The sequence below is a fragment of the Amycolatopsis sp. NPDC005961 genome, from assembly GCF_040629235.1.
In the GTDB taxonomy this organism is placed as follows: Bacteria; Actinomycetota; Actinomycetes; order Mycobacteriales; family Pseudonocardiaceae; genus Amycolatopsis; species Amycolatopsis camponoti.
Genome location: NZ_JBEXVF010000062.1, coordinates 1 through 21,436, shown reverse-complemented (window position 1 = coordinate 21,436; position 21,436 = coordinate 1). Strand labels below are relative to the sequence as shown.

The following is a 21,436-nucleotide window of genomic DNA, read 5'->3' as shown; positions in this document are numbered from 1 at the left end:
ACCCGACATGAAAGCAGGTCCGCTCAGCGGCCTGAAGGTGGTGGAACTGGCCGGGCTCGCCCCCGGCCCGTTCGCCGCGATGATCCTTTCCGACCTCGGTGCCGACGTCGTCCGCGTCGACCGCGCGGCACCGGGGGAGGACGTGCTGGGCATCCAGACCGACCCGCTCGCCCGCGGCCGCCGCTCGGTCGGCATCAACACCAAGACGCCCGAGGGTGTCGAACTGGTGCTGAAGCTGTGCGACACCGCCGACATCCTCATCGAGCCCTTCCGCCCCGGCGTCGCCGAACGGATCGGGCTCGGCCCCGACGTCGTCCACGCCCGCAACCCGCGGCTGGTCTACGGCCGGATGACCGGCTGGGGCCAGGACGGCCCGCTGGCCACCGCGGCCGGGCACGACATCAACTACATCGGCATCTCCGGCGCGCTCGAGCCGATCGGGCGCGCGGGCGAGCGGCCGGTGCCGCCGCTCAACCTCGTCGGCGACTTCGGCGGCGGCGGGCTGCTGCTGGCGATGGGCATCCTGGCCGCGCTGTACGAACGGAACACCTCGGGCCGCGGGCAGGTCGTCGACGCGTCGATGGTGGACGGCGCCGCGCTGCTCACCACGAGCCTGCACGGCATGGCCGCGGCCGGGCTCTGGGGCGGCGGCCGCGGCGAGAACATGCTCGACGGAGGCGCCCCCTTCTACGACACCTACGAGACCGCGGACGGCAAGTACGTCGCCGTCGGCGCGATCGAGATGCGGTTCTGGGGCGACTTCGTGAAGGTCCTCGAGCTGGACCCGGCGGAGCTGCCGCTGCACATCGACAGTTCGCAGTGGCCCCGCCTTCGCGAGATCGTGGCGGGGGCGATCGCCAAGCACACCCGCGACGACCTCGTCGCGCGCGCCGAAGGCACCGACGCCTGCCTGACGCCGGTGCTGTCGCCTTCGGAGGCTCCGCAACACCCGCACAACGCGGCGCGCGGAACGTTCGTCGAGATCGGCGGCATGGTCCAGCCCGCGCCGGCCCCGCGGTTCGGCCGCACCCCGCCCGAGACGCCGGAAGCCCCGCGTGCCAAGGGATCCGACACCGAAGCCGTGCTCGCCGAACTGGGCGTCACGGACCTCGGCGCCCTGCGTTCGGCGGGGGCGATCGCCTAGGTCTTCGCCAGGTCGGAGCGCACGACCGAGTAGACGACGCTGTCGCGCCACTCGCCGTCACGGAAGCCGTAGCCGCGAAGGATGCCTTCGCGCGTGAAGCCGGCTTTCTCGAGCGAGCGCTGTTCGGCGCGGTTGCCGACCTCGGTCGTCGCTTCGACCCGGTTGAGCTGGGTGTGGGCGAAGAGGTACTCGGCGAGCAGCCGCTGGGCTTCGGTGCCGTAGCCGTGGCCACGCGCTTCCGGCGCCAGCACGAGCCCGACGTTCCAGCAGTAGGACGTCGGCCCGGTGCGGCTGCGGTGCCAGGAGACGAGACCGAGGATGCGGCCGCCGAGGGTCGGCACGAGCATCCCGGTTTCGGTGGTGAGCATGCCGGTCTCCTGCCAGCGGCGGCGCAGGTAGCCGGGATCGTGCCAGCCGAACCACTGGTGCTCCCCGGCGGCGACGGGATCGTTGGTCAGCCGTTCCAGGAGGTCGAGATCGCCTTCGGCCACGGGCCGGAGCACGACTCTCGGAACATCGTCGTCCATCCGGCGACCCTATCGGCCGCCCGACCGGAACCGCCCCGGTTCTCCGTGATCCACCCGGTCGAGCCATGGCCGGTCACCGACCGAAACCCCGTGACCAGCCAGGCATCACGCGTGATCGGAGGGTCGACACGCGTGACTGGAGGGTCGACACGGCGGGGACGATCGGCTTCGCCGTGTCGACCCCGCAGTCACGCATGTCGACCTCCCAGTCACGCGTGTCGACTCCTCAAGCACAGGTGATGCCCCTGCAGTCACGGGTGATGCCCCTCTGATCACGTGAAAGTGCCGTGTCGGCCCTCGCCGCCGGCGAACCGGGCCGCGCCGTCGACCGCTTCCGCCGCCAGCACCCCCGCGCCCATCGCCGCCCGGAACTCCGTCGCGAGCGCGTCCTCTTCGGACTTCCCCCACTGCTCGAGCGCCGAGAGCCGGTCGCCCCGCAGGCACTGCTGCGGGAACGCCGCGAGCTGCCGCGCCAGCTCCTGCGCCGCGGAAACCGCTTCGCCGGCCGGGACGAGCCGGTTCGCCAAGCCGATCTCCAGCGCTTCGGGCGCCTCGACGGCCCGGCCGGTCAGGATCAGGTCCATCGCGCGGGACTGGCCGATCAGCCGTGGCAGCCGGACCGTGCCGCCGTCGATCAGCGGCACCCCCCAGCGGCGGCAGAACACCCCGAACACCGCCGTCGCGTCCGCGACCCGCAGGTCGCACCACAGCGCCAGCTCCAGCCCGCCCGCGACGGCGTGCCCGTGCACGGCGGCGATCACCGGCTTGCCGAGGCGCATCCGGGTCGGGCCCATCGGGCCGTCCCCGTCCGGGTGAGTGCGGTTCACCCGGTCGGTGCCGATCGCCTTGAGGTCCGCTCCGGCGCAGAACGCGCCACCCGATCCGGTGAGGACCGCGACGGCGGCGCCGGGGTCCGCGTCGAACTCGCGGAACGCCTCGGCGAGCTCGGCCGCGGTCGGCCCGTCGACGGCGTTGCGGGCGGCGGGGCGGTCGATGGTGACCGTCGTCACCGCGCCGTCCCGCTCGACCAGTACGTTCCGGGTCATCGCCGCTCCTCGGGGCCGGTCGGGGTGATCGGGGGTTGATCGGGGTGTCTTCGGGGCACGCCTTCCCTAGAGTATTGACGTGGCCACTCCCAGGACGGGGACGGCGAGCCGGGGAGGAAGCGCATGTCGAGCGGCATGAAGAAAGTTCTGATCGTCGGTGTCGTCGCGCTCGTGCTGTTCTTCCTGATCACCCAGCCCACCCAGTCCGCGGACTTCGTGCACCGCGTCCTCGGCTGGCTCAAGGACGGCGCCGAAGCGATCGTGACGTTCTTCCGGTCGCTCTTCTCCTGACCACCGGAAACGCTCTGACCGGCGCCGCAAAAGGCGGCGCCGGTCGTCACCCTGTGTGTTAGCGGACGGTAAATCACTGAGTGTCACGAATCTCGGATTTCGGACCGAACACTCGACCATCCGGGTGGATTGCGGCCGAAAACGCGCAGGTCGGCGAATTCGTGCCTGCCGGGGTCTGGCGAAGGAGACCACCCCGGCCCTACGGTGCTCACATTGCGTGATCGGGTGGTTCGCCATCCCCCCGGAGAACCCCGGTACGCAGGCAGTTTCCACTCAGCAAGGTGCAGGTTGGTGCGTGCGGCACCACCGCGTGGGACAGGTGTCAGGCCTGTCCGTCGGGGACCTACAAGGAGGCAGGGATGACCGGAGATCCCGGAGTGGACGCGCTGATCCGGCAATGGGCCGCGGAGCGCGAGCAGACCCCCGAAGAGCAGGAGGTCGACCGCATCGCGTCCGCGTGGCTGGCGGACGCGCCTGCGCAGGCTCCGGGCATCCCCGGCCAGCGTGCCCGTACGGGGCAGCAGCGGTTCGTCCCGGTCGAGGCGGCCGATCCCGGCTACCTCGACGCGATGCGGCGCCGGTTGCCGGAAGTACCCGAAGAGCTCCTCACCGCCGCCGCGGGCTGGTGGCAGATGGTCGGCGGCGTCGCCGAGGCCGAGGAGTGGTGGGACGCCGGTCTCAGCCCGCTCGACCAGCGGGCCCTCGACTACCGGGCGGCCGGGCTCGCGCCGTCCGACCTGAGCCGCCGGCTCGGGCCGATGACCGTCCTTCAGCACCTCCGCCGCGGCAGTGCCCCGGCCTGGTGCGTCGCGCGCCTCGCGCGGCAGCAGAAGTCCGCCTGACCGTTTCCACTCGGCCGGGTGAACCGGTGTGGTGAGACGATCGCGACGACCCGCGTAACGCTAACCTGCGCGGGCTCGTTGACACTTCGTCGACACCACGCTGGAGGACCGGAGTTACGTGCGCACCAGGACCGGAAAGAACGAGGACGACCCGATCGACGCGAGCGTCGAGGAAGCCGCCCCCGCCGCACCGGCACCGGCGCCGCGCTCCGCGAGTGTCGCGGTGCTCACCCGGCTGATCGTGGTCCTCGCCGTGCTGGCCGTGGCCGGCGGCGGGATCTGGCTCGTCACCCGCGCGTCGACGCCGGAGGCGAGCCCGCTCACCACCGAAATCCCCGCCCTGCAGGTCAAGGCGGCCGACGTCCGCCCGGGGTCGGTCGCGCCGGCCGGCGGTGCGGTCGCGGGCGGGGCCGAGCAGCAGACGTCTCCCCAGCAGGCCCGCAGCACCGGCCCGGCGACGCTGTCCCAGTGGGCGACCCAGGTCGCCGCGGCGACCGGAGTCCCGGCGCGGGCGCTGCAGGCGTACGGCAACGCCGAGCTGGCGATGCGCGCGGACCAGCCGAAGTGCAAGATCTCGTGGGCCACGCTCGCCGGCATCGGCCGGATCGAGTCGAACCACGGGCAGTACGCGGGCGCGGTCCTCGGCGCGGACGGCCGCCCGTCCAAGCCGATCATCGGCGTCCCCCTCGACGGATCGGCGGGCGTCCAGGCGATCGGCGACACGGACGGCGGCCGCTACGACGGCGACGCCGGTGTCGACCGGGCGGTCGGCCCGATGCAGTTCATCCCGAGCACGTGGCGCAAGTGGGCATCGGACGGCAACGGCGACGGCCTCGGCGACCCCCAGCAGATCGACGACGCGGCCTTGGGGGCGGCGCGTTATCTGTGCGCGGGCGGGCGCGACATGGCGAGCCCTTCGGGGTGGTGGGCCGGGATCCTGTCGTACAACAACTCGACGGAGTACGCGCAGAAGGTGTTCGGCCTGGCCGATGGCTATGCGAAGGGCGCCCAGTCGGTGCGCAGGCAAGGCTGAGTTTCGGGCCCACCCGGCCGCCAGGTCAAGGCCACGTGAACCCACCCGACCTGCGCTGAGAGCGACGCCACCCGGCGCGCAAGTCGGCCGCCGGCCCTCAGCCGCCCAGTGCTAGCGTCGGAGCGTGCCAGCTTCCCCTTCGCCGGCGGCTTCCCCCTGGGGACGCCGGATCGCGATCGCCGCGACGTGCCTGGTGAGCCTGCTCGTCTGCTGCGGGCTCGCCTGGTGGCAGTGGGACCGCTTCACCTCGGCGAACGGCACCTTCCAGAACCTCGGGTACGTCCTGCAGTGGCCGCTCTTCGGCCTGTTCCCGGCCTTCATGTTCTGGCGGATCCGCAAGCTCCGCCAGAAGGCCGAGGCCGACGGCACCGCGGACGACCGCCCGAAGCCGGCCCCCGTCGCCGAGGTGCCCGCTCCCCGTCCCCGGCCCGACGTGCGGCCGACGGACGAGGACGAGGAGCTGGCCGCGTACAACCGTTACCTGCGCGAGCTGAACGCCCGCGACCAGCAGGCCGCCGAGTGAGGCCGCAGAGTGAGGACGTCCCGATGACCACCAGCACCGAAGGTGCCGCCCAGACCGCGGTGCCGCTCGCCGGCCCCCTCGTCCGGTTCCGCACCGCCGCCTACGTCACCGGCGTCGGGCTGCTCGGCCTCTGCTTCGTCATGGTGCTGCGCTACGGCTTCGACAACCCGACGCCGTCGGCGGTCTACTCGCCGATCCACGGCGTGCTGTACATGATCTACCTCGTGCTGACCATCGACCTGGCGATCAAGGCCCGCTGGTCGATCAAGGGCACCGTGCTCGTGCTGCTGGCCGGCTGCGTCCCGTTCGTCTCGTTCCTCGTCGAGCGCCGGGTGACGCACAAGGTCAAGGCCGGGCAGAAGCTGTAACCCGCCGGAACGTCAGCGCCACCAGGACCGTGCCCGCCGCGAACACCGCGGCCGTCGCGAAGGCCGACGTCATGCCGTCGACGGCGAGCTGAGCTCCCGTCGCGCCCGACGAGCGGGTCGTCGCGCCGAACACCGTGACCAGCACGGCCAGCCCCAGCGTGCTGCCGACCTGCTGCATCGTCTGCAGGACGCCGCCCGCCGCGCCCGCGTCGTCGTTCGGCACGGTGGCCATCACGATCACGTTGAGCGGCGCGAACGCCAGCCCGCCGCCGAGCCCCATCAGCACCAGCGGCCCCAGCAACGCGGGGAAGTACGCGCTGGTGGTCGTCAGCATCGCCAGCCAGCCGACGCCCGCCAGCATCAGCAGCGTGCCGGTGACGGCGAGCGGCTTCGGGCCGTAGCGCGGGAGCAGCCGCGGCACGAGCCGGCTCATCGTGAAGATCAGCGCCGCCATCGGCAGGAACGCGAAGCCGGTGGCAAGTGCGGCGAAGTGCCGGATGTCCTGCATGAACTGGGTGAGGAAGAAGAACATCGACATCATGGCCATCGGGCCGAGGAAGAAGTTGACGTAGGCCGCGCTGCGGTCGCGGTCGGCGAACAGCCGGAGCGGGACCAGCGGCATCGCGGTGCGGGCCTCGATCGCGACGAACGCCGTCAGCAGCGCCAGCCCGCCGGCGAGCGAGCCGAGCGTCACCGGGTTGCCCCAGCCGTCGGACGCCGCGTGGGTGAAGGCGAACACGAGCGAGCCGACGCCCAGGGTGCCGGTGATCGCGCCGGGCAGGTCGAGGTGCGCGGGCCGGCGGGCCGGTTCGGGGACGAACCGGGGTGCGAGCAGCACGATCGCCAGGCCGAACGGGACGTTGATGAACAGCGCGGCGCGCCACGAGATCCACTCGGTGAGCAGGCCGCCGACGATCAGGCCGATCGCGAACCCGCCACTGGACATGGCGGAGAACAGCGCGAGCGCCCGGATGCGGGCCTTGGCCTCGGTGAACGTGGTCGTGACCAGCGCCAGGGTGCTCGGACCGGCCATGGCGGCGCCGACGCCCTGCAGGACGCGGGCGGCGATGAGCAGCGTGGCCGAGCCGGCGAGGCCGCCGGCCAGCGACGCGAGGGTGAACAGTGCGGTGCCCGCGACGAACATCCGGCGTCGCCCGAACAGGTCGCCGGCGCGGCCGCCGAGCAGCAGGAGACCGCCGAAGACCAGGCTGTAGGCCGTCATCACCCAGGACAGGCCGGTGGCCGAAAACCCCAGGTCGGCCTGGATGCGCGGGAGCGCGACGTTCATGACTGTCGCGTCGAGGATGAGCATGAGCTGACAGGTGAGGATGATCGCGAGGACCAGCCCGCTGCGGCGCGCCGGGGCAGGCTCGACCGCAGGATGGATCGTTTGCTGGGACAAGAGATACTCCCCCAAGGAGTACGGAGGTAAGCGGAGAGTTTCTCCGCTTGGGTGCGATCCGATAATATGGAGAGTGTCTCCGGATGCGCAAGTGAATTCGGAGAATCTCTCCGGTTAAGTGGCGAGGAGGCCGGGATGCCGGGTGCGGACTCGGAGCGTCCGATGCGGGCGGACGCGCGGCGCAACTACGAGCGCATCGTCGCGACGGCGAAGGATCTCTTCACCGCGCACGGCGCCGACGTGCCGCTGGACGACATCGCGAAGAAGGCCGGGGTGGGGGCGGGCACGCTGTACCGGCACTTCCCGACGCGCGAAAAGCTGTTCGAAGCGGTCTACCGCGACGAGATCGAGGTGCTCGCCGACCGCGCGTACGTCCTGCACGACGAGCTGCCGCCGTGGGAGGCCCTCGAGGCCTGGCTGCGGGAGCAGGTCACCTGGGTCGTGGAGCGGCACAAGCTGGCGACGGTGCTCAAGGAGTCGATCGACTCGGGCTCGGAGACGTTCCAGTACTGCCAGGTGCGGCTGCGGGAAGCGGTCGGGGTGCTGGTCGACGCGGCCGCGGGGCTGATCCGGCCCGACGTCGCGGGGCCCGACGTCCTGCGGCTGGGCCACGGCGCGGGCATGGCGGTGCGCAACTGCAGCCCCGAGGACGGGAAACGCGTGCTGACCGTGATCCTGGACGGCCTGCGCGCGTGACGCAGGCCGTCCAGGATCGTCAGGCAGTCAGCTGCCGATCCCGGTGAGGGACCGGACCTCCATCTCGGCCTGCTTCTCCAGGTCCGCCTTCGGCTTGCCGACGAGGGTGCCGACGAACCCGCAGAGGAACGAGAACGGGATCGACACCAGGCCCGGGTTCTTGAGCGGGAACCAGGCGAAGTCGATGCCCTTGAAGATCGCGTCCGGTGCGCCCGAGACGACCGGCGAGAAGAGCACCAGGATCAGGCTCGCGGCCAGGCCGCCGTAGATGCCCCAGAGCGTGCCCGTCGTGTTGAACCGCTTCCAGAACAGCGAGTACAGCAGCGTCGAGAGGTTCGCCGACGCCGCGACCGCGAACGCCAGCGCGACCAGGAACGCGATGTTCTGGCCGTTCGCCAGCACGCCGCCGACGATGGCCAGCGCCCCGACCGCGATCGCGGTCAGCCGCGCCACCCGGACCTCGTCGGCCGGGTCCGCCTTGCCGCGCTTGAAGATGTTCGCGTAGACGTCGTGGGCGAAGGAGGCCGACGCGGTGATCGTCAGCCCGGCCACCACCGCGAGGATCGTCGCGAACGCCACCGCGGCGATGATGCCCAGCAGCAGCGTCCCGCCGACGTGCAGGGCCAGCAGCGGAGCCGCCGAGTTCTCCCCGCCGGGCGCGGCCTTGATCTCGTCCGCGCCGACCAGCGCGGCCGCACCGAAGCCGATGACCAGCGTGCACAGGTAGAACAGGAACATGCACGCCGTCGCCCAGACGACGCTTCGCCGCGCCTCACGGGAGTTCGGCACGGTGTAGAAGCGCATCAGCACGTGGGGCAGTGCCGCCGCGCCGAGCACCAGCGCCAAGGCCAGTGACACGAAGTCGAGCTTCGTGGTGGCGTTCTTGCCGTACGAGCCGCCCGGCTCCAGGAGCTTGTCGCCGAGCGGGCTGTTCTCCGCGGCCGACGAGAGCAGGTTCGAGAACGAGAAGCCGAACTTGCCGAACAGGAACACCGTGAGCAGCGCGCCGCACAGCAGCAGGATGGTCGCCTTGATGATCTGCACCCACGTGGTGCCCTTCATCCCGCCGACCAGCACGTACAGCACCATGACCAGGCCGACGACGCCGATCACCAGCGCCTGGCCGAGTTTGGAGTGGACGTTGAGCAGCAGCGCCACCAGGCCGCCGGCGCCCGCCATCTGCGCCAGCATGTAGAAGAAGGAGATCACCAGTGTCGACGTCGCCGCCGCCGCGCGGACCGGGCGCTGCTTCATCCGGAAGCTCAGCACGTCGCCCATCGTGAAGCGGCCGGTGTTGCGCAGGAGCTCGGCGATCAGCAGCAGGTCGACCAGCCAGGCGACGAGGAAGCCGATCGAGTAGAGGAAGCCGTCGTAGCCGTGCATCGCGATGGCGCCGGCGATGCCGAGGAACGATGCCGCCGACAGGAAGTCGCCCGACAGCGCGATGCCGTTCTGGCGGCCGGTGAACGCGCTGCCCGCGGCGTAGTAGTCGGCCGTCGAGGAGTTCCGGCTGCTGGCCCGGTAGACGACGTACAGCGTGATCGCCACGAACAGGGCGAACACGGCGGTGTTGACGAGCGGGTCGCTGGCCGGGGTGCCTTCGGCGGCGAGGGCGGTCATCGGCGGGTCCCTTCCGTCAGGCCCGCGCGGGCCCGCAGCTCGGCCACGCGCGGGTCGAGGTGGCGGCGCGCGTAGCGCAGGTAGAGCCAGGTGACCAGCGCGGTGCTGGCGAACTGGCCGATGCCGAGCAGGATGCCGACGTTGACCTGGCCGAACACCTTGGTGCTCATGAAGTCGTGCGCGTACGCGGCGAGCAGCACGTACGTCATGTACCAGGCGAAGAAGGCCAAGCTCATCGGGAAGACGAAGGCCCGGAACCGCCGCCGCAGCGAGCCGAACTCGCGGCTGGCCTGGATCGCGGGGTAGTCGGGACCCGGGCGGGGAACGGGCCGGCGGTGCTGGGCCGCGGGTGGGCGGTCCCCGGTGAACAGGGCCGGCATCTGGCCGGTCTCCTCGAGGGGGTTGCCCGCCGCGGGGCGCGCGACGTCGTACATGTGGGTTGCCTCCGGCAGAGTGCCTCCGTGGCGGCGGGGCCCCGGCCGTCTGCGGACAGCGCACCGGGCCGCCCTTGCGGACTGCGAGACGAACATCGTAACTAGGCCGTCCGGCGGACATCGCAGGCGGCCGGTCGGTCCAGGACGCGCGGAACGCGCGGTATTCGATTTCTCGTCGAAAGCGTCGAATGGAGTAGTGCTTCATGATCACGAGCAGATCACCCGTAATGATGAAAAGAATTGTGACGCCACGTTGTCGCATCCGGCGGGCACTGCGGCGAACGAGCTAATCCGGTCGAGGGTCGATCCGCGTCGGACACGCAGAGTGTCCGTGAGCGCTCACGTCGTCCCGGAGAGTGTCGCCCGCCTGCGGGCGTGGCGGTGAAGATCCACTGGTCAGCGGTCAGTCTCGAAAGAAATCACCAGGTCGGGGCACGATGGGGGACAACGCCACAACATCGGGCACATCTTGAGACTTGACCCACCCGATGGGGGTACTGAGTGTAGATCGTCCGAGGTACTACACTCCCCTGGGTGGGCTAATCGGGTGACGGCCGGATGCCTGGGTGAGACGCTTCCGGTAACCGGAATTCCCTCTTCGGGGGCGGTGAGGGCGAATGTGCGGGGTGGTTCTCGGCCCGGAATCCACTTTTCGCAGGTCAGCGCCCGAGTGGAGAACAAAATTGACCGTCCGGGCGCCGGGGGTACGATTCTTTGGCCCAGCTGACCGCAGCGATCGATTGGCACCGATTAAGTTGATCTCGACGACCGTGCAGACCGCAAGTTGCGCCGTGCACGTGCACAGTCCCTTGCACGGGACGGCGGGACGGTGCCTGCACGAGTGCGCGGACGGCCGGGCGGCCGGGGACGAGCGAGGGCACCGGGGACGCGGCAGGGCGCGGGCGGCACGACCGTCCGGCGGCCCGCCGCGAGCCGGGACGCCGCGCCGTCGACGCGGATCCATGACGCCGGACAGGGAGTCACTCACGTGACCGTTGCAGGAGAAGGTCAGGTGCCCGTGGGGGAGCTGCTCGGCCGAGCACCCCGGCGGTCCAAGGGGAAGGACGCGTGGCGCGCCCTCGTGCGCTGGCGCGACTGGAGCCTGCCCGTCAAGCTCTCGGCCGTCACCGTCGTCCCCATCGTGCTCGCGCTGGTCCTCGGCGTCACGACGATCGCGGGCCAGGTCGGCCGCTCGGCCGAGTACCAGCGCCTCGACCGGCTCGTCTCGCTCGGCGGCCAGACCCGCGCGCTCACCGGTGCGCTGCAGCAGGAGCGCACGGTCACCGCGGCGATGCTGACCGACGGCACCGTCGGCGGCACGCCCGCGCTGGCCGCGGCCCGCAAGGCCACCGACGCCGCGGTCGCGCCGTTCACCGCGGCGCAGGCCCGCGCGTCCGAGGTCGAGCCCGGCGTGGCCGGGGCCGCCGGCGCGGCGACCGCGCAGGTCAACAACCTCGGCTTCCTGCGCCGCCAGGTCGACGGCGGCCAGCTCGACCCGGCCCAGGCCGTCACCGCGTACTCGGGGACCACCGGCTCGCTGATCGGCCTCGACACCGCGGCCACCGCGGGCGCCGGCGACGGCACCCTCGGCGGGACCCCCGCCGGGCTGCACGAGCTGCTCGTCGCGGGCGAGCAGGTGTCGGTCAGCCAGGCACTGGTCTCCTACGGCATCGCCCGCTCCGCGCTGTCGCCGAGCGAGCTGGCCACGCTGCGCGCCGCCGAGCTGCGGCTGGCCGACCGGCTCATCGACTTCCGCTCCGCGGCGGGCGACACGCTGCAGCGCGACTTCGCCGCGATCGCCGAAGGCGCGCAGGCCCAGAGCCGGGCCCGGATGGTCGAGTCGGTGCTGAACGCGCAGGGGAACACGGTCGACGACGCCTTCCGCGCCCTGTCCGCGGCCGACTGGACCGCCGCTTCCTCGGCGATGCGGACGCAGATCGGCCAGGTCGCCGACCGGCTCGGCGCGTCGGCGTCGGCCACCTCGGAGCAGCTCGTCGACGACGCCAGCAGCGGCGCGGGCCTGCTCGCGGTGCTGCTGTTCGCCGCGATGGTGCTCGCCGTCGCGGTCGTCTTCCTCATCACCCGGCAGCTGCTGCGCTCGCTGAAAGCACTGCGTCGCAGCGCTCTCGACGTCGCCGAAACCGCGCTGCCCGAAGCGGTCCGCAACATCCAGGAAGGCCGCGTGCAGGGCACGGCCGTCGTGCCGGTGCCGGTGCAGACCGAGGACGAGGTCGGCGAGGTGGCGCGGGCGTTCGACAAGGTCCACCACCAGGCGCTGCGGCTGGCGACCGAGCAGGCCGCGATGCGCACCGGCTTCGGCAGCGTCTTCGTCAACCTGTCGCGGCGCAGCCAGAGCCTGGTCCAGCGGCAGCTGCAGCTGATCGAGCAGCTGGAGCGGGACGAGGAGGACGCCGACCAGCTGGCGACGCTGTTCCAGCTCGACCACCTCGCCACCCGGATGCGGCGCAACAACGAGAACCTGATGGTGCTGTCGGGCGCCGAGCCCGGCCGCCGGTCCGGCAAGCCGGTCGGCACCACCGACATGCTCCGCGCCGCGGTGTCGGAGATCGAGCAGTACCAGCGGGTCCAGGTCCAGTCGCCGCCCCCGGCCCGGATCGTCGGCTACGCCGCGAGCGACCTGATGCGCCTGGTCGCCGAGCTGCTGGACAACGCGACGGCGTTCTCCGCGCCGGAGACGAGCGTGACCGTGGCGTCGCGGCTGGGCGAGGACGGCTCGCTCAACATCGACATCCTCGACAAGGGCATCGGCATGAACGAGGCCGAGGTCGCCGAGGCGAACACCCGGCTGACCGAGGCCGGGTCGGTCGACCTGGCCACCTCGCGCCGGATGGGCCTGTTCGTCGTCGGCCGGCTGGCCAGCCGGCACCGGATCGGCGTGTCGCTGCACGGCGGCCGGGACATCGTCGGGGTCCGCGCCACGGTCGTCGTCCCGGCGGAGCTGGTGATGGCGGTGACCGACGGCCCGCGGACGGGCCAGATCAGCGCGCAGCGGCCGCCCGCGAGCCCGCCGATGGGCAACCAGCTGCCGCGGCGCCAGGTCAACGGCAACTCGCGGCCGCGCCCGTTGGTGCCGGAGCAGCCGGCGATGGGGGAGGAGCGCTGGCCGTCGGCGAGCGACCTCGCCGGGCTGACCAACGGTCACGGGCCGGCCGGGGTCCGGCCGCCGTCGGACCTGGAGATCTCCGGGACGGACCTGTTCGCGCCGCTGCCCAAGGACGACCCGGCGCCGCCGCCGCGGCCGACGCTGCCGCCGGTGCCCGCGGTGCTGCCGGTGCCGGACCCGCCGCGCGCCGGTGACCTGCCCTCGGGCAAGGACCTGTTCTCCGCCAACGAAACCACGTTGACCGACTGGTGGCAGCAGGCGACCGCGGAGCCGGCCCCGGCGCCCACTCCGGCGCCGGATCGCTCGGAGACGACGCCGATCTTCGACGAGATGCTGTCGGCGTGGTTCCGCGAGGACAAGCCCGCCGAGAAGCCGGCCGCCGCCGCTTCGGAAGATTCGGAGCCGGTCGCCGAGGCCCCGGAGAAGCCTGCTGCCGAGCCGCAGGAGGCCCGCAGCTGGGATTTCGCCAGCGACGAGAACTTCCGCACGGTCCAGGCGGTCACCAAGTCGGAGCCGACGGCGTTCACCGAGGCGGGGCTGCCCCGCCGCCGCCGCGGCGAGCAGCTCATGCCGGGCAGCGCGACCCCGGCCGCGGCGATTCCGGCGGCCCCGGCCCCGGCCCGTTCCGACCTGCCGGTCCGCGACCCGGCCGACGTCCGCGGGCGGCTGAGCAGCTTCCAGCAGGGCGTCACCCGCGGCCGCCGCCAGGCGCGCCAGGCACAGGGCGCGGCGCCCGCCTTCCAGCCGGACGCTCCTCAGCCGGGAGCTGCCGAGCCGGACATCTCGGCGGCGACAGCCCAGCAGCAGTCGTTCGCGCAGAGGCTCGAGCCGGGGGCACCCGGGACGCAGCAGGACGTGGCGTTCCAGCAGAACGGCCTGCCGCGGCGGGGACAGCCAGGTGCCGGGCAGGCGCCGCAGCCGAACGGCCGGCCGGGCCGCCCGGCCGCCCAGCCGGACATGTTCCAGCCGCACGCGCCGGCGCAGCCGGGGCCCGCTGCTCCCGTTCAGCCTGGTGGTTCGGGCCAGGTGCCGGCCGCTTTCCGCCCGTCCGGCGAACCGGAGGGATCGGGGCAGGGGGCTGTTGCTCCCAGTGAGTCGGATGGGTCGGCGCAGTCCGGCCAAACGCCGGCCGCCCTCCACCAGCCTGGCGAGTCCGACGGGCTGCCGCAGTGGAGCCGGGTGCCCGCCGCTCTCCGTCGGTCCAGTGAGGCGAACAAGCCGGCGCAGTCCGGCCAGTCTCCGGCCGCGCCTGAGGCCGGCGAACCCGGACAGCTGCCGGCCAGGCGGCCGTCGCCCGGGCCGCAGCAGTCCACACCGGCGCAGTCCGGCGAGCAGTCATCCCCGTCGGACGGTTCGCCGCTGCCGGGGCAAGCTCAGCCCGCTGCCCTCCGCGAGCAGTCCTCCCCGTCCGACGGATCGCCGCAGCCGGGGCAAGCTCAGCCCGCAGCCCTCCACCAGCCCGCACAGCAGGATGGCCCGGCTCAGCCCGGCGAACCGGCCGCGCCCCAGCAGCCCGGACCGCTGCCGAGCCGGCAGCCGCGGCCGTCGCCGCGCCCGCCGGCCTTCGGTGGACCCGACCGGCCGTCCCCGGCCTTCCTCGAGGGCCCGGGCCGTCCCGCCGTCCCGCCCTCGGCGCTGCCGTCGCGGCGGGGCGCCGCGGATCCGGAAACGCCGGCGCCGCGCCAGGAAGAGCCGGCCGTCGAAGCCACCGCCGAGTGGAACTTCGGCACCGATGAAGGCTGGCGGGCGGTGCAAGCGGTGTCCCAGTCGGCACCTGCCACGTTCACTTCGGCAGGATTGCCCCGGCGCCGTCGCGGGGAGCAGCTGCTCCCGGGCAGCGCCGGACCGCCCACCGGGGCCACGGCCCCCCGACCACAACGGGACGCACACGACGTGCGCGGCCGCCTGCGAAGCTTCCAGCAGGGCATCGAGCGCGGACGCCACCGCACCGCGCGGGCCGAGACCAACCACGAGACACTGGAGGGCGAATGACCTCGCCGAGTAGCGCACAGCCGCCGCAGAATCAGTTCGGCTGGCTGATCAACGACTTCGCGGAGCGGGTGCCCGGCGTGGCCCACGCCGTGGTCGTCTCGGCGGACGGCCTGCTGCTGAGCGCGTCGAACCGGTTGCCGCTCGACCGGGCCGACCAGCTCGCCGCGGTCGCTTCGGGCCTGGTCAGCCTCACCCAGGGCGCCGCCCGGTGCTTCGAGGCGGGCGCGGTCAACGAGACCGTCGTCGAGATGGAGCTGGGGATCATGGTGCTGATGTCCATCAGCGACGGGTCCTGCCTGGCCGTGCTCGCGGCCCCGAACTGCGACATCGGGCAGGTCGCCTACGAGATGACGATGCTCGTCGACCGGGTCGGCCAGATCCTGACCCCGGAGCTGCGCGCTCAGCTTCAGGGCTCTGGTGGGTCGCTGATCGGCGAACCGGTGGGATGATGGCGCGATGAGCACGGGGTCCGGATTCGGCGGTGAACCACCCGAGGGGCAGCGGCCCCCCGGGCGAGAGGACGACGGCACCTTCGCCGACGTCCTCAACGGGTTCACCCTGGATTCCGGCCGTGCCCGCCGGAAGCGCAAGAAGAGCAAGGAGTCCCCGCCACCCCCGGCCGCCGGTGCGCACGCGGCCGCGGAACCGCCGGCGCCCGCGCCGTCGGCCGACCAAGGAGATCGAGTGACCTCTTTAGTCTCTCCACCCGGCAGTACCGACGGAGACGCCCCCAGACCAGGGGGGCTGTTCGACCCCGGACCGCCCAGCGGCGAGTTCATCATGCCCGCGGTGTTCGAACAGCCGCTCGCGCCCGAGGACCAGACGGCGATCGTCCGGCCGTACGCTTTGACCGGTGGCCGCACCCGGGCGAACTACGCCCTGGAGCTGGAGACACTGATCTCCGCGAAGGACTACGCTGCCACCGGTGGCTTCCCCGAAGTGGCCGCGGAGCAGATCGAGTGCATCTCGATCATGGAAGAGTGCCGGACCCCCCGTTCGGTCGCCGAGCTGGTGTCGGCCTTGCGGGTGCCTTTGGGCGTGGCCCGGGTGCTGATCAGCGACGCGGCGGACGCAGGGCTGGTCACGGTGCACAAGACGATAACGGGCAATGACGGCGCCGAGGCACATCTGGTGTTGATGGAAAGGGTTTTGAGTGGACTCCGTCGGCTTTAAGGCACCGCGGGACACCGCGCCCCCGACCATGACATCCGCCAAGATCGTGGTGGCGGGCGGCTTCGGCGCGGGCAAGACGACCTTCGTCGGGTCGGTGTCGGAAATCGTGCCGCTCACCACCGAGGCGATGATGACCGACGCGAGCGTCGGCGTCGACAACCTCGACCACACGCCGGGCAAGTCGACGACGACGGTGGCGATGGACTTCGGCCGGGTGTCGCTGGACGCGGACCTGATCCTCTACCTGTTCGGCACGCCCGGGCAGCAGCGGTTCTGGTTCATGTGGGACGACCTGGTCCGCGGCGCGATCGGCGCGGTCGTGCTGGCGGACACCCGCCGGCTGGCCGACTCGTTCGCCCCGATCGACTTCTTCGAAGATCGCGGCCTGCCGTACATCGTCGGCGTCAACACGTTCGACGGCGTGCTGGAGCACGACATCAACGACGTGCGCGAGGCCCTGTCGATCGACCCGAACATCCCGATCGTCCGCTGCGACGCCCGGGACCGCGAGTCGACGAAGCAGACGCTGATCACGCTGGTCGAGTACGCGATGCGCCAGTGGATCGCGCTGCGGGCGGCCAAGAGCCGCTGACGCCGGGGGAGCGGACGGTGCCGAGGAGGCACCAGCCGCTTCCGGGCGTGAGCACCACGCCGGTCGATCGCGCGCGGGGAAGCGCGGGATCGCCGGCGCCGTTTCACGCGCGCCGCAGGCGCAGCAGCACCACCCGTCCGTCGAACGTGCGGGACTCGGCCAGCTCGAGCCCGAGCCGTGCCGTGCCCTCGGCGAACGGGCGCTTGGTGCCGCCCAGGATCACCGGGTGGACGAACACCTGGTACTCGTCGATCAGCCCGTGGGCGGTCAGCCCGGCGGCCAGCTCCGCGCCGCCCATCAGCAGCACGTCCTTGCCCGGCTCGGCCTTCAGCGACGTGACCACCTCGGGCAGCGCGCCCCCGACCACCCGCGTGTTCCAGTCCGCCTTCTCCAGCGTCCGCGAGAACACGATCTTCGGGGTGGACCGCCACACCGGCGCGAAGGCGATGTCGTGCGGGTGGTCGGAGGTCGTCTCGGCGGTCGGCCAGAACGCGGACATCATGTCCCAGACCTTCCGCCCGTAGGCGAACTCGCCGTAGCGCCCGGCCAGCTCCTGCGAGTAGCCGGACAGCTCCGGTCCCATGACCGGCCAGTCGAACTCGCCGGCCGGGCCCTCGACGCAGCCGTCGAGCGAGGTGTGGACCATGTGGACGATCTCGCGCATTTTCGTCTCCTTCTGAAGTGCTTTCACCGGGAGGTCGGAGCCGCGCGGGCAGATCGGACACGGCCGCCCGGGAACTTTCAGTATTCGTCGTGACGGCGCCACCACGAGCTCGGCGCGTCGTCGCCGTGGCTGTCCTCTTCCCACGCTTCCTGGCGCCCCAGCGGCGTGACGTCGAGGTAGCGGTGGGAGGCCAGGAACATCTCGCCGCCCCGGCCGGAGGTGAAGTACGTGCGGTACACGTCGTCGCCGTCGCGCAGGAACACGCTCACGCCGAACCCCATCCCGACGCCGCAGTCCTCGGTGAACCCGGTGCCGTGCGCGGACACCCACGGCACGTCCCAGCCCATCCGCGTCCGGTACCGCTCGATCTCCGGCAGCGTCGCCGGCGCGACGACCTTGAGCGTGACGTCGCGGGCGTGCAGGTGCGCCAGGTGCGGCATGTTGTCGACGAGCAGGGAGCAGCCGGGGCAGCCCGCCTCGTCGCCGGGGTGCAGCATGAAGTGGTACACGATCAGCTGACGGCGGCCCTCGAACAGGTCGAGCAGCGTGACCGGCCCGTCGGCGCTCTCGAACGGGTACTTCGCGTCGAAGCGGACCATCGGCAGCCGGCGGCGCTCGGCGGCGAGGCGGTCGGCCGCCTTCATGTGCTCCTTCTCCTTGACCAGCAGCGCGTCGCGCGCGGCCTGCCATTCCTCCGGCGTGACGATCTGCGGCTGGGTGGCGGTCATCGGGCGTCCTTTCCTCGGATGAAGCCGGTCAGGTCCTCGAAGCTGGAGTTCCAGCCTTCCTCGTGGCCGTCGCGTTCGGCGGCGGTCGGGAAGCCGGTCTGGGTGAACGTCATCTCGGTCTTGCCCCCGAGGTCGGCGAAGCCGATCGTCACGAGCGTCTCCTGCCCCTGGGCTTCCCAGGCGAAGGTGAACGCGAGCCGTTCCGGGGCGTCGACCTCGCGGTAGACGCCGTGCATCCAGTGGTCCTCGCCTTCGGGGGAGTGGATGCAGGCCCGCCAGCGGCCGCCGGGGCGCGGGTCGGCAGTCACGGCGGAGCAGGTGAAGCCCTGCGGACCGAACCAGCTCGCCAGGTGGTCCGGTGCGGTCCAGGCGGTGTAGACGAGTTCGCGCGGGGCGTCGAAGACGCGGGTGATGGTGAGGTCAGGCATCGCCGGTCAGGCTCCTCAGGTGCTCCTCGAGGCGGTCGAACCCGCCGTCCCAGAACCGGCGGTAGGTCGCGACCCAGTCGGCGACGTCTTCCAGGGGTTTCGCCTCCAGCCGGCAGGGCCGCCACTGGCGGGTGCGGCCGCGGGTGATCAGCCCGGCCTGTTCCAGCACCTTCAGGTGCCGGGAAACGGCGGGCAGGCTCATCGTGAACGGCTCGGCGAGCTCGTTCACGGTCGCTTCGCCCGCCGACAGCCGGGCGAGAATGGCACGCCGGGTCGGGTCGGCGAGCGCCGAGAACGTCCGGCTCAACTGGTCAGTGGTCATTTCAGCACCTTGTTAATTAACGGACTTGTTAAACATAGCGCCGAGCTGGCCGATGTCAAGTTCTCCCGGAGAGCTCGTGAGAGCCGTGTCACGGGTCCTCGGGTTCCCGATAGTAGGAAGTCAAAGTATTCTCAGGGGATGAGCAGTGAGCTGTACCGCCCCGCGCACCCCGTCCGGTTCGTCACGGCGTCGAGTCTCTTCGACGGTCACGACGCGTCGATCAACATCATGCGGCGGATCCTGCAGTCGCAGGGCGCGGAGGTCGTGCACCTCGGCCACAACCGGTCGGTCGACGAGGTGGCCACCGCGGCCATCGCCGAAGACGTCCAGGGTGTCGCCATCTCGGCTTACCAGGGTGGGCACGTCGAGTACTTCTCCTACCTGGTCGAGCTGCTGCGCGAGCGCGGCGCCGGCCACATCAAGGTCTTCGGCGGCGGGGGCGGGGTGATCGTGCGCGAGGAGATCGACCTGCTGCACTCGCGCGGCGTCGCCCGCATCTTCTCGCCCGAGGACGGCTACGAGATGGGCCTGCCGGGCATGATCAACCTGATGATCAAAGCCTGCGACGTCGACCTCGCGGCCGAGGCCCCGGCGCTGGACAAGGTGCTCTCCGGCGACGTCGCCGCCCTCTCGCGCGTCATCACGCAGCTGCAGGCGGAGCGGCTGCCCGGCGACCTGCTCGGTGGTATCGCCGAGGCCGCGGGCCAGCGGGAGGTGCCGGTTCTGGGCATCACCGGCACCGGCGGCTCGGGCAAGTCGTCGCTCACCGACGAGCTGATCCGCCGCTTCCGCCTCGACCAGGAGGACAAGCTGCGGATCGCGGTGCTCGCCGTCGACCCGTCGCGGCGCAAGGGCGGCGGCGCGCTGCTCGGCGACCGCATCCGGATGAACTGCCTCGACGGCTCCCCGGTGTACTTCCGCTCCCTGGCGACGCGCACGACGTCCGGCGAGATCCCGGCCGGGCTGAGCGAGGCGATCCAGGCGTGCAAGGCCGCCGGGTTCGACCTGGTGATCGTCGAGACGCCGGGCATCGGCCAGGGCGACGCCGGCATCGTCGACTTCGTGGACGAGTCGCTGTACGTGATGACGCCGGAGTTCGGCGCCGCGTCGCAGCTGGAGAAGATCGACATGCTCGACTTCGCCGACGTCGTCGCGATCAACAAGTTCGAGCGCCGCGGCGCCGAGGACGCCCGCCGCGACGTCGCGCGTCAGCTGGTGCGCAACCGCGAGGCCTTCTCCCAGGGCCCGGAAGACATGCCGGTGTACGGCACGAGCGCGGCGAAGTTCAACGACGACGGCGTCACCGCGCTGTACCAGCACCTGCGCGGCCTGCTCGCCGAGCGCGGGCTGACCGTCTCGGCCGGCACGCTGCCGAAGGTCGAAGTCAAGGTGTCGACCGACGCTTCGACGGTCATCCCGGGCAACCGGGCCCGCTACCTGGCCGAGATCTCCGAGACCGTGCGCGGGTACCACGCGAAGACCGAGGCGCAGGTCGCCGCGATCCGCAAGCGTGAAGCGCTGGCGCTGGCGCGCGCCGAACTGTCCAAGGTGGACGCCTCGACCGACGCGCTCGACGGGCTGCTCGCCGCGGCCGAGTCCGATGTGGACGGCGAGTCGACAAAGCTCCTCGCGCGGTTCCGGGAGCTGGCCGAGGAGTACCGCCAGGACGAGCTGGTCGTCAAGATCCGCGACAAGGAGCTGCGCACGCAGCTGTGGCGCGACACGCTGTCCGGCAACCGGATCCCGCGCGTCGCCCTGCCGCGCTACGCCGAATCCGGCGAGCTGCTGTCGTTCCTGCGCCGCGAGAACCTCCCGGGCTACTTCCCCTACACCGCCGGTGTCTTCCCGTTCAAGCGCGAGGGGGAGGACCCGGCGCGGATGTTCGCCGGCGAGGGGGACGCGTTCCGCACCAACCGCCGGTTCAAGATGCTGTCGGCCGACTCCGAGGCCAAGCGCCTTTCGACGGCCTTCGACTCGGTGACGCTGTACGGCCACGACCCGCACACGCGCCCGGACATCTACGGCAAGGTCGGCACGTCGGGCGTGTCCATCGCCTCGCTGGAGGACATGAAGGTCCTCTACGACGGCTTCGACCTGACCGCGCCGAACACGTCGGTGTCGATGACGATCAACGGCCCGGCGCCGACGATCCTGGCCTTCTTCCTCAACACCGCGATCGACCAGCGCGTCGAGGCGTTCAAGGCCGAGCACGGCCGGAACCCGTCCGACGAGGAAGCCGCCGAGCTGCGCGAGTGGGCGCTGCGCAACGTCCGGGGGACGGTCCAGGCCGACATCCTCAAGGAGGACCAGGGCCAGAACACCTGCATCTTCTCCACCGAGTTCAGCCTCCGGATGATGGCCGACATCCAGGAGTGGTTCATCGAGCACGGCGGTCCTGCGCGTAGGTCGAAGTCTGGTAGATCGGCACGATCACAGCGCCGGTGCGGGGGTCTGGCTTCTGACCGGCGTGGATCGCGCGAGTCTCGA

General features: G+C 71.6%; 21 protein-coding genes and 1 pseudogene. 12 read left to right on the top strand and 10 right to left on the bottom strand.

Annotation, left to right across the window (positions count from 1 at the left end; genetic code table 11):
• The first annotated feature begins 7 nt into the window (after positions 1-7).
• Positions 8-1,144 (top strand): CaiB/BaiF CoA-transferase family protein, encoded by a 1,137-nt coding sequence (locus tag ABZ342_RS37855; RefSeq protein WP_360483651.1) that lies wholly within the window; start codon positions 8-10, stop codon positions 1,142-1,144.
• On the opposite strand, the gene ABZ342_RS37850 is transcribed toward ABZ342_RS37855, so the two are convergent.
• Positions 1,141-1,671 carry a GNAT family protein gene (locus ABZ342_RS37850; protein ID WP_155542162.1) on the bottom strand — a complete coding sequence of 177 codons (531 nt, stop codon included), beginning with the start codon at positions 1,669-1,671 and terminating at the stop codon, positions 1,141-1,143. The two genes, ABZ342_RS37855 and ABZ342_RS37850, sit on opposite strands and share 4 nt — an antisense overlap.
• A 272-nt stretch (positions 1,672-1,943) precedes the next feature.
• The gene (locus ABZ342_RS37845; RefSeq protein WP_360483647.1) at positions 1,944-2,717 is read right to left on the bottom strand and encodes a crotonase/enoyl-CoA hydratase family protein; all 774 of its coding nucleotides are present in this window, start codon (positions 2,715-2,717) and stop codon (positions 1,944-1,946) included.
• Positions 2,718-2,852: 135 nt separating this feature from the next.
• On the opposite strand from ABZ342_RS37845, the gene ABZ342_RS37840 reads away from it, so the two are divergent.
• The 5 genes from ABZ342_RS37840 (at position 2,853) to ABZ342_RS37820 (ending at position 5,774) form a co-directional block, all read left to right on the top strand.
• Positions 2,853-3,008 carry a hypothetical protein gene (locus ABZ342_RS37840; protein WP_285483651.1) on the top strand — a complete coding sequence of 52 codons (156 nt, stop codon included), beginning with the start codon at positions 2,853-2,855 and terminating at the stop codon, positions 3,006-3,008.
• 359 nt (positions 3,009-3,367) lie between these two features.
• A complete protein-coding gene (locus ABZ342_RS37835) occupies positions 3,368-3,850 on the top strand; it encodes a helix-turn-helix transcriptional regulator (protein WP_155542164.1) in 483 nt (160 codons plus the stop codon).
• A 118-nt stretch (positions 3,851-3,968) separates the two neighbouring features.
• The gene (locus tag ABZ342_RS37830; RefSeq protein ID WP_360483643.1) at positions 3,969-4,883 is read left to right on the top strand and encodes a lytic murein transglycosylase; all 915 of its coding nucleotides are present in this window, start codon (positions 3,969-3,971) and stop codon (positions 4,881-4,883) included.
• A 124-nt stretch (positions 4,884-5,007) separates the two neighbouring features.
• Positions 5,008-5,406 carry a hypothetical protein gene (locus tag ABZ342_RS37825; RefSeq protein ID WP_196425249.1) on the top strand — a complete coding sequence of 133 codons (399 nt, stop codon included), beginning with the start codon at positions 5,008-5,010 and terminating at the stop codon, positions 5,404-5,406.
• 23 nt (positions 5,407-5,429) lie between these two features.
• Positions 5,430-5,774, top strand: a complete 345-nt coding sequence (locus ABZ342_RS37820; RefSeq protein WP_155542166.1) for a DUF3817 domain-containing protein — start codon at positions 5,430-5,432, stop codon at positions 5,772-5,774.
• On the opposite strand, the gene ABZ342_RS37815 is transcribed toward ABZ342_RS37820, so the two are convergent.
• Positions 5,752-7,176, bottom strand: coding sequence for an MFS transporter (locus tag ABZ342_RS37815; protein WP_360483639.1), 1,425 nt, complete (start codon positions 7,174-7,176; stop codon positions 5,752-5,754). The two genes, ABZ342_RS37820 and ABZ342_RS37815, sit on opposite strands and share 23 nt — an antisense overlap.
• A 135-nt stretch (positions 7,177-7,311) precedes the next feature.
• On the opposite strand from ABZ342_RS37815, the gene ABZ342_RS37810 reads away from it, so the two are divergent.
• On the top strand, positions 7,312-7,872 hold the full coding sequence (locus ABZ342_RS37810; RefSeq protein WP_360483636.1) for a TetR/AcrR family transcriptional regulator: 561 nt from the start codon (positions 7,312-7,314) through the stop codon (positions 7,870-7,872).
• 27 nt (positions 7,873-7,899) lie between these two features.
• Here the strand turns inward: ABZ342_RS37810 and ABZ342_RS37805 are convergent, their stop codons facing one another.
• Both ABZ342_RS37805 and ABZ342_RS37800 read right to left on the bottom strand, forming a co-directional pair.
• Positions 7,900-9,492 (bottom strand): cation acetate symporter, encoded by a 1,593-nt coding sequence (locus tag ABZ342_RS37805; protein WP_360483633.1) that lies wholly within the window; start codon positions 9,490-9,492, stop codon positions 7,900-7,902.
• Entirely contained in the window at positions 9,489-9,926 is a 438-nt protein-coding gene (locus ABZ342_RS37800) for a DUF485 domain-containing protein (RefSeq protein ID WP_155542170.1), read from the bottom strand. The genes ABZ342_RS37805 and ABZ342_RS37800 overlap by 4 nt, the downstream gene beginning before the upstream one ends.
• A gap of 1,012 nt (positions 9,927-10,938) precedes the next feature.
• Here ABZ342_RS37800 and ABZ342_RS37795 point away from each other — a divergent pair.
• Genes ABZ342_RS37795 through ABZ342_RS37780 form a run of 4 tightly spaced genes read left to right on the top strand, consistent with a single transcriptional unit; the run spans position 10,939 to position 16,807 of the window.
• On the top strand, positions 10,939-15,042 hold the full coding sequence (locus tag ABZ342_RS37795; protein WP_360483712.1) for a nitrate- and nitrite sensing domain-containing protein: 4,104 nt from the start codon (positions 10,939-10,941) through the stop codon (positions 15,040-15,042).
• Positions 15,039-15,491, top strand: a complete 453-nt coding sequence (locus ABZ342_RS37790) for a roadblock/LC7 domain-containing protein (RefSeq protein WP_155542171.1) — start codon at positions 15,039-15,041, stop codon at positions 15,489-15,491. Before ABZ342_RS37795 ends, ABZ342_RS37790 begins: the two co-directional genes overlap by 4 nt.
• 7 nt (positions 15,492-15,498) lie before the next feature.
• On the top strand, positions 15,499-16,215 hold the full coding sequence (locus ABZ342_RS37785; protein WP_230862401.1) for a DUF742 domain-containing protein: 717 nt from the start codon (positions 15,499-15,501) through the stop codon (positions 16,213-16,215).
• A gap of 28 nt (positions 16,216-16,243) precedes the next feature.
• On the top strand, positions 16,244-16,807 hold the full coding sequence (locus ABZ342_RS37780) for an ATP/GTP-binding protein (protein ID WP_155542172.1): 564 nt from the start codon (positions 16,244-16,246) through the stop codon (positions 16,805-16,807).
• Positions 16,808-16,910: 103 nt separating this feature from the next.
• On the opposite strand, the gene ABZ342_RS37775 is transcribed toward ABZ342_RS37780, so the two are convergent.
• The 4 genes from ABZ342_RS37775 to ABZ342_RS37760 form a co-directional block, all read right to left on the bottom strand.
• Positions 16,911-17,471 carry a dihydrofolate reductase family protein gene (locus ABZ342_RS37775; protein WP_360483627.1) on the bottom strand — a complete coding sequence of 187 codons (561 nt, stop codon included), beginning with the start codon at positions 17,469-17,471 and terminating at the stop codon, positions 16,911-16,913.
• Positions 17,472-17,548: 77 nt separating this feature from the next.
• Positions 17,549-18,199, bottom strand: coding sequence for a DUF899 domain-containing protein (locus ABZ342_RS37770; protein ID WP_360483624.1), 651 nt, complete (start codon positions 18,197-18,199; stop codon positions 17,549-17,551).
• Positions 18,196-18,627 carry an SRPBCC domain-containing protein gene (locus ABZ342_RS37765; protein ID WP_360483621.1) on the bottom strand — a complete coding sequence of 144 codons (432 nt, stop codon included), beginning with the start codon at positions 18,625-18,627 and terminating at the stop codon, positions 18,196-18,198. Before ABZ342_RS37765 ends, ABZ342_RS37770 begins: the two co-directional genes overlap by 4 nt.
• Positions 18,620-18,949, bottom strand: a complete 330-nt coding sequence (locus ABZ342_RS37760) for a metalloregulator ArsR/SmtB family transcription factor (RefSeq protein ID WP_155542176.1) — start codon at positions 18,947-18,949, stop codon at positions 18,620-18,622. Before ABZ342_RS37760 ends, ABZ342_RS37765 begins: the two co-directional genes overlap by 8 nt.
• 138 nt (positions 18,950-19,087) lie before the next feature.
• On the opposite strand from ABZ342_RS37760, the pseudogene ABZ342_RS37755 reads away from it, so the two are divergent.
• Positions 19,088-21,340, top strand: a pseudogene (locus ABZ342_RS37755) (methylmalonyl-CoA mutase family protein); the annotation flags it as partial.
• On the opposite strand, the gene ABZ342_RS37750 reads toward ABZ342_RS37755, so the two are convergent.
• Positions 21,327-21,422, bottom strand: a complete 96-nt coding sequence (locus tag ABZ342_RS37750; RefSeq protein ID WP_360483709.1) for a hypothetical protein — start codon at positions 21,420-21,422, stop codon at positions 21,327-21,329. The pseudogene ABZ342_RS37755 and the gene ABZ342_RS37750 sit on opposite strands and share 14 nt — an antisense overlap.
• Between the last annotated feature and the right edge of the window lie 14 nt (positions 21,423-21,436).

What these genes read in the sequence shown, in the direction of transcription:
- ABZ342_RS37855 (WP_360483651.1), top strand. Translation starts at nt 8, where the DNA reads ATGAAAGCAGGTCCGCTCAGCGGCCTGAAGGTGGTGGAACTGGCCGGG.
- ABZ342_RS37850 (WP_155542162.1), bottom strand. Translation starts at nt 1,671, where the DNA reads ATGGACGACGATGTTCCGAGAGTCGTGCTCCGGCCCGTGGCCGAAGGC.
- ABZ342_RS37845 (WP_360483647.1), bottom strand. Translation starts at nt 2,717, where the DNA reads ATGACCCGGAACGTACTGGTCGAGCGGGACGGCGCGGTGACGACGGTC.
- ABZ342_RS37840 (WP_285483651.1), top strand. Translation starts at nt 2,853, where the DNA reads ATGAAGAAAGTTCTGATCGTCGGTGTCGTCGCGCTCGTGCTGTTCTTC.
- ABZ342_RS37835 (WP_155542164.1), top strand. Translation starts at nt 3,368, where the DNA reads ATGACCGGAGATCCCGGAGTGGACGCGCTGATCCGGCAATGGGCCGCG.
- ABZ342_RS37820 (WP_155542166.1), top strand. Translation starts at nt 5,430, where the DNA reads ATGACCACCAGCACCGAAGGTGCCGCCCAGACCGCGGTGCCGCTCGCC.
- ABZ342_RS37810 (WP_360483636.1), top strand. Translation starts at nt 7,312, where the DNA reads ATGCCGGGTGCGGACTCGGAGCGTCCGATGCGGGCGGACGCGCGGCGC.
- ABZ342_RS37805 (WP_360483633.1), bottom strand. Translation starts at nt 9,492, where the DNA reads ATGACCGCCCTCGCCGCCGAAGGCACCCCGGCCAGCGACCCGCTCGTC.
- ABZ342_RS37800 (WP_155542170.1), bottom strand. Translation starts at nt 9,926, where the DNA reads ATGTACGACGTCGCGCGCCCCGCGGCGGGCAACCCCCTCGAGGAGACC.
- ABZ342_RS37790 (WP_155542171.1), top strand. Translation starts at nt 15,039, where the DNA reads ATGACCTCGCCGAGTAGCGCACAGCCGCCGCAGAATCAGTTCGGCTGG.
- ABZ342_RS37785 (WP_230862401.1), top strand. Translation starts at nt 15,499, where the DNA reads ATGAGCACGGGGTCCGGATTCGGCGGTGAACCACCCGAGGGGCAGCGG.
- ABZ342_RS37780 (WP_155542172.1), top strand. Translation starts at nt 16,244, where the DNA reads ATGACATCCGCCAAGATCGTGGTGGCGGGCGGCTTCGGCGCGGGCAAG.
- ABZ342_RS37775 (WP_360483627.1), bottom strand. Translation starts at nt 17,471, where the DNA reads ATGCGCGAGATCGTCCACATGGTCCACACCTCGCTCGACGGCTGCGTC.
- ABZ342_RS37770 (WP_360483624.1), bottom strand. Translation starts at nt 18,199, where the DNA reads ATGACCGCCACCCAGCCGCAGATCGTCACGCCGGAGGAATGGCAGGCC.
- ABZ342_RS37765 (WP_360483621.1), bottom strand. Translation starts at nt 18,627, where the DNA reads ATGCCTGACCTCACCATCACCCGCGTCTTCGACGCCCCGCGCGAACTC.
- ABZ342_RS37760 (WP_155542176.1), bottom strand. Translation starts at nt 18,949, where the DNA reads ATGACCACTGACCAGTTGAGCCGGACGTTCTCGGCGCTCGCCGACCCG.